Origin of the sequence: Rubrimonas sp., assembly GCF_036788415.1 — a bacterium.
Classification (GTDB): domain Bacteria; phylum Pseudomonadota; class Alphaproteobacteria; order Rhodobacterales; family Rhodobacteraceae; genus Rubrimonas.
This window is the reverse complement of record NZ_DAIQNN010000132.1, coordinates 1-5,938: the sequence shown is the minus strand read 5'-3', so window position 1 is coordinate 5,938 and position 5,938 is coordinate 1. Positions and strand designations below refer to the sequence as shown.

The window sequence follows — 5,938 nt, the reverse complement described above, 5'->3', positions numbered from 1 at the left end:
CCACATTGCCGAAGGGCGTCCCGCCAAGATCGGCGCGAAGCTGGTGCATCCAGTTGACGACGCGCAGGAACCCGTTCGCCTCGGTCGCCCAAGGGTTGCTCGGCAGGGTCGGGGCCGTCCACGAGCCGAGCGTTCCGAGCGACGGCGTGGCCGTCGTCGTGAGATAGAGTTGGTCGCGCACCGACCGCGCCTTGGCCCGCTGCGCGGCGATGGCGGCCATGTAGGTGTTGAACAGCGGAACCGCCGCGCGGTTGTTCGGGCGCGGCCCGGCATGGGCCAGCGTCCAGGCCCGCGTCTCCGAGGGATGCGTCGGCAGGCGATCCGGCCAGACGAGCGGAACGGGCGATGCGACGCGGTAGGTGGCCGGGACGACGGCGGGCGCGGTGTTGTCAGCCCCCAGCGCACCTGTGAACTGGTTCGCCGCAAGCGTGTCGTCGAAGCGGTTCGCCTTGGTGAAAAAGCGGCAAATCGACGTGCTGCTGTTGCGTTCCTGAATGTAGGCGGTCGGAAGGGTTTTCGTCCCGCACAGCTCGCCCGGCTCGAAATAGTTGCCGATCGCGGTGACGTGGCGCTCGGCCTTGATCGAGCCGTTCGCGAGCAGCGGGAATGTGGACTCTCCGACCCCAACCCCGTTGTCGTTGGTGTCGTAAAGCTGGATTGGCCGATAGGTGTTCACGTTGATGTCGTGGGTGAAGCACCCATAGACGACCATGGTGGACGCGCGCTTGCCGACAGGCGTGCGATGGTCGCACCCGGCATGGACGCACTCGCCGACGAAGGCGTTCCACGTCCCTCCGCTGATGAGCGTCCCGTAATTGTGTCTGGTCTCGTGCCAGTTGGCCCAAGCCCCGGTCAGATTCGGCGCTCGGTAGCCGTGCGAGATGGTGTTGTCGCTGAACACCGGGCGGACGATGTTCACCGGATAGGTTCCGCCGATGAAGGTGCTGGGGGCCTCGTCAACGCCGTTGAAGAAGGCGCACTGAACCGCGCCGCAGTCCAGGACGTTGTTCTCTCCGGTCTGCGCCGAGCGGTTGATGCTGATCCCCTTGGAGTTGTCGGCCGCCGAGACGTTCGCTGGAGCCCCGAGCTGGCAATAGACGCCCTCGAACAAAATATTCGAGTAGCGGATTTTGAAACCGCAGCCCGTGATGACGATGGGGCCGGGGGCGACGTGGCCGTTGACCCATGTATTGTTGCGGGTCGCATCGACGGTGCTGCTTCCCGTCGCGATCACGCCGGAAACGGCGAACACGACGAGACGCGGACCCTTGGTCTTGCCGTCCGCGTTGGCCGTTCCCGCCTTCAGCGCATGACGCAGCGTGCCAAGGGTCTCTGTGTTGGCGAGCGACGTCACCGTGTAGATATGCGCGTCGGCGAGGTCGGGGTGATCGGGCTCGAAGCCCGCCAACGTGTAGCCGCGGATCGTCGAAACGCCCACCGGCGCGTCGATGGTGTAATGCGAGATCGCCGTTGCGAGGTCCAGCGTCCCCGAGCCGGTCAGCGCATCCGAACTGCTGCCTCCGCCCGGCGGCGTGTCAGGTGCAAGGTCGAGGTCGATGTCGCCAACGCGCTCCAGCGCGACGGAGCGGATGCGCCCCGGCTCGCCGTTCGCCGGGCGGCAGACGACGCGCAGCACGTCGTCGGCGCGCAGGTTGATCGCGGGGATCGTCCATGTGATCAGGTTCGCCGCAGTCGGCGCGAGGTCGCCGGTGGGCTCGTAGATCATCAGCCGCGACGCGCAAAGGACGTCGCCGACCCACAGCTCCAGCGTCCCAGGCCCGTCCGCTTCGTCGTGGTGGAGAACTTCCACCCGATAGGCCCCGTCCGTCAGCCCGGCGAGTGTGCGCCGCGCGTCGAGGATCGTGGAACTGTCGAGCGGCGCGCTCAGCGTGTCGAAGCCGAGCCCGCCAGTGTTCGGCTCGATCACCCCCGCGACGAGCGTGAAGTCGGCGGGGAGCAACGTGACCGATGTCGCGGCGGCCGGCGCCACGGCGGCGACGACGATCTCGCCCGTGCTGTCGGCGGTCCCTTCGCTGTTCGTCCAGCGCACGGTCCATTGCACCGTCGCCGGGCCGTCGAGCGCGAGCGTGCGGGTTTCAGGCGTCCATGTGGGCATCACGCGACTCCATAGCTTGCGCCGTCGAGCGTCACGTCGAGGCCGACGCTCGCGAGGTCGAGCACGCCGCAGCGCGGCTCGATCCATGTCTCGACGCCGTAGACGTAGACGTCCGCTGTCCCGTGATGCGCGATGGCCGCCGCGATGAACGCCTTGACGTCGAGATCGGTCACGGCGTCGCCGGGCGCATAATCCGCGTCGGGATAGAAGACGTAGAAGCGCCCGCTCGACGACGGCGCGCCGCCGGTCGAAACATGCGCGTGCCAGGTCTTTCCGCCGACGCTCAGGCCGGTGATGACCGCGCCGGATGTCGTCGGCTTGGCGAGGTCGGACCCGGCGACGTGGCGCATCCTGATCTGGATATCGAACCACTGGCCGCCTGCGCCCGGCCAATCCGTCGTGCGCACCGTCGAGGCGTAGACCTGCAACGCCCAGAAATAGGACGCCGCATCGACGCCGGTCGTAAGCGGCCCGTTCGGCTCCGCCGTGTCCTCTTTCAGCGCGGTCGAAGCGGCGAGCGTCGAGATGGTGGACAGCAGCTTGCCGGGGTCGGACCCGGTGACGAACGGGTTGCCCGGCGACGTGATGTTGTAGTGCGCGCCGACGAGCAGATAGGGCGCGCCCTTGACGCCGCCGGTGTAGGCCGTGTCGATCTCGGTGCGCATGACGGGCGTCCCGTCAGACGCGGTGTAAAGCTTCGACGTGTAGGGCTCGATCTGCCCCCAGTGATTGCCCTGCGCGCTCAGATCGCCGATCTCGTATTCGTCATATGCGTTGACGTTGCTTTGCCACGTCTTGAGCAGCGTCATTTCCGAGTAGGGCTCGGCCAGGGCGGGGCTGCCCTCCGGTTCCGGCTCCGGCTCTGGCTCTGTCTCTCCGACAATCTCCACATCGTCGATCAGGATCGAGACGACTTCGCCGGTCGGCGGGGGCTCGCCCGACGCGGAGCCGAGGGAGATCGTCACGTCGTAGCCGTCAGCCGACGCGGACGTTTCGTCGATGATGATCGGCGCGACGGCCCCCGGAGCAGCGCCGCCCAGAACCTTCGCGGTCACGGTTTCGAGCAGGGCCAGCGGCCCTGAGATCGTGAAGCTGTCGAGGTCGATGGTTCCGGCGAACGCCGCGTCGAAGCGGATGCGGATCGCATGCCCGAAATAGCTGGAGTCGCGCGCGGCGGGAACGGTGATGGTTCCGGTGTAGCTCCACGCGCCGGTTGAGATCGGGTTGGCGTTGCCGCCCGTCGCCCAGACGTCGCTTGTTCCTTGGATGCCGATCCCGAACGTTCCGACTGCTGTGCAGTTGCCCGACACGCTGAACGTCAGCGTGTCGCCGGGGCGCAGGTATCCTCCGGGTGCGCCGTGGTTGGAGTAGAGCGTGAGGGACATCGGCGTCGTGCTTCCGCCCGCCGTGCGCGTGATGACGCGACCCGCGAGATCGACCGACGTCCCGGTCGTGCCGAACGCCCCGCCGAAATAGGTCCACGCCGACGCGCTGCTCGCCCCGATGTTGACCGTCGCCATCCGCGCGACGGTGAATGTCTCAGGCGCGGCGGCGGCCCCGTCCGCGACGACGACAGCCGACCCGTCATGCGTCAGCCCGCCGTCCTCTGCGGGCGTCACCACCGACCCGCCCGAAAGCGTCAGGGCGCCGAGCGCGGTCCCGGCCCATAGCGCCGTGCGCGCGGCGGCTGCGTCGAGCCCCGCCGCGGCCCATGTCACGCCCTGCGCCGCCCGCGTCAGAACGGTGTCGCGGAACACGGCGTAAGAGTTTGCGGCCTGCGCTGTCGGCGTCGCTGCGATCGAGAGAGGCGGGTCGCTGGTCGCAAACGTCCCGCGATAGCGCACGAGCGCCTCCGCTTCGACGCCTGCGGCGGCGGGCAGGAGCGACCAGCCGGCCGGCGTCGTGCGATAGGTCGCGTCTCCCGGCGCGCGCACCTCGATGGCGTAACCCGCAGGCGGCTCGTCCGCCCACAGATAGACCGCGCTCGGCGACGTTTGCGCGTCCACCAGAGTCGCGTCGTCCGCATCCAGGACTGGCGGCGGGCCCAGCGCTGCAACATCGCCAGACGCCACCCAGGGTGTCTGCCCTGCGCTGTTGGTCGCACGGACCTCGCAGCAATGGACGCCAGGCGCGGCGATTATGCAACTCGCGGCTGTCGCTTCCGCAATCGTGGCGCCGTCAAGCAGCCAACGATACTCCAGCGTTGGGGGCGGCGCGCCGGTGACGAGGACCGCCGCGGTCACCACGTCGCCGACGAAGGGCGCGGCGGGCGACAGTTCGACCGACGAGAGGACGGGGGCGATCCATGTCGTCCCTGAGGCGGACGGCGACCACGGACCCGCGCCGACGGCGTTGACCGCGCGCGTCTGAACGAAGTGTGTCGCGCCGCTGGGCAAATCGATCAGATCGTGACTGGCCGCAACATCCGCGACGACGATCCAGGAGGATCCATCGACTGAATGGCGCAGATCGTAGGACGTGATCGCCGATCCGCCATCCGCCGGCGCGGGTGCGCGCGTCGCGCGCAGCGCCGCGCCCGACAGCGTTTCGACGGACGGGGCGTCCATCGCCGCAGGAGCGGTGGCGGCGGTCGAGACACTCGCCGCGGCGCTCGGCGGCGACCACGCGCCCCAGCCCGCAGCGTTCCGCGCACGGGTCCGCGCGATATAGCTTCCCGCCGCCAGAGGGGAGATCGCCACGTCGGGCATGCGCTCGGCCTGCATCCCGAGCGCCACCGGCGCCGCGAACGCCGCATCGTCCGCCGATGCGACTTCGTAGCCGTAGAGATCGACCGGCGAACCGCCGTCGGCAGGCGCGGCGGCGAAAGACAGCATGGCCAGTTCGATGCCGCCCGTCACGGTTGGCGCACCCATTGGCATGGGCGCGGTCGCGGTCACCACGAGCGCCGGGCTCGCGATCCAGGCCGTCTCCCCGACGCTGTTGACGGCGCGGGCCTCGCCGACCAGCACGCCCCGCACGGTCGTCGCGTAGCTCGCGGACTCTGCGCCAGAGATGAGCGCGCCGTCGAGCCGCCAGCGATAGGCCAGCGTCGGCGCAGGGTTGCCTTCGCATGCGACGATCATGGCGACGATGTCGCCGGTTGAGACCGCGCCGGACGACAGCGAGACCGAGAAGATGACCGGCGCGTCGAGCGCCGTGTCGACCTGTCCCCCTTTGTCGGGATCGAGCTTATCCTGATGGTTCTGGATGGGTCTGGCGGCGATCGAGAGACCGATGGAGAACTGGGTCATGCGACACCCTTTGGAAAGAAGCGCGGCCACCAGGCGCGCCCGTCGGGCGCGTGGTCGGATCGCCGGGAAGTGAATCAGGACGGGCCGCTTTGCCCGACGCCGCCCCTCCGGAGTGAAGTTGGAGCGGCGCAAGCGGATTGGCGTCGCGGACGGTGGGGTCTGCGCAGCTACGGGACCGGGGCGTCTGCAGTCTTTCGCGCCCGCGGCCCGCTCACGGTCAGTGGAAGAGCGCCGATGACCTGACAGTTCGCGATCGTCTAAATATCGGTGATTAAACACTCCATATAAATTCTACCCATTATAAAAAGGGAAACTTTCAAATAAAATAAATGTTTCAAGCACAGGGGATTAAATACCGCAATTTTGTGAAAAAAACATAAACGATTTTTGCTTCTGATACATCGTTGTGGATCGGCTGGACACCTTGAGAGCGCGTTTGAGAAGGGGGATTGAACGAAACCGCTGCGCGGCGTGGGGCGAGCTTCGTGTGCGGCGCTCCCGCCTGGAAGGTTCGGCTTGCCGAGACCTCTTTCCAGACAGAAGCTTTCCGATGGCCGATATCAGCCCTCCG

At 67.6% G+C, this 5,938-nt stretch carries 3 protein-coding genes; all 3 read right to left on the bottom strand.

Annotated elements, in window-relative coordinates; genetic code table 11:
• The coding region (locus tag V7Q31_RS16860) for a hypothetical protein (RefSeq protein WP_333835017.1) at positions 1–2,116 on the bottom strand (2,116 nt) is incomplete at its 3' end.
• Positions 2,116–5,367 (bottom strand): fibronectin type III domain-containing protein, encoded by a 3,252-nt coding sequence (locus V7Q31_RS16855; protein WP_333835016.1) that lies wholly within the window; start codon positions 5,365–5,367, stop codon positions 2,116–2,118. The genes V7Q31_RS16855 and V7Q31_RS16860, both read right to left, overlap by 1 nt.
• Before the next feature lie 334 nt (positions 5,368–5,701).
• On the bottom strand, positions 5,702–5,938 hold a 237-nt coding region (locus V7Q31_RS16850; RefSeq protein ID WP_333835015.1), incomplete at its 5' end, for a hypothetical protein.

Coding starts and splice junctions, on each gene's coding strand:
- V7Q31_RS16855 (WP_333835016.1), bottom strand. CDS start 5,367: ATGACCCAGTTCTCCATCGGTCTCTCGATCGCCGCCAGACCCATCCAG.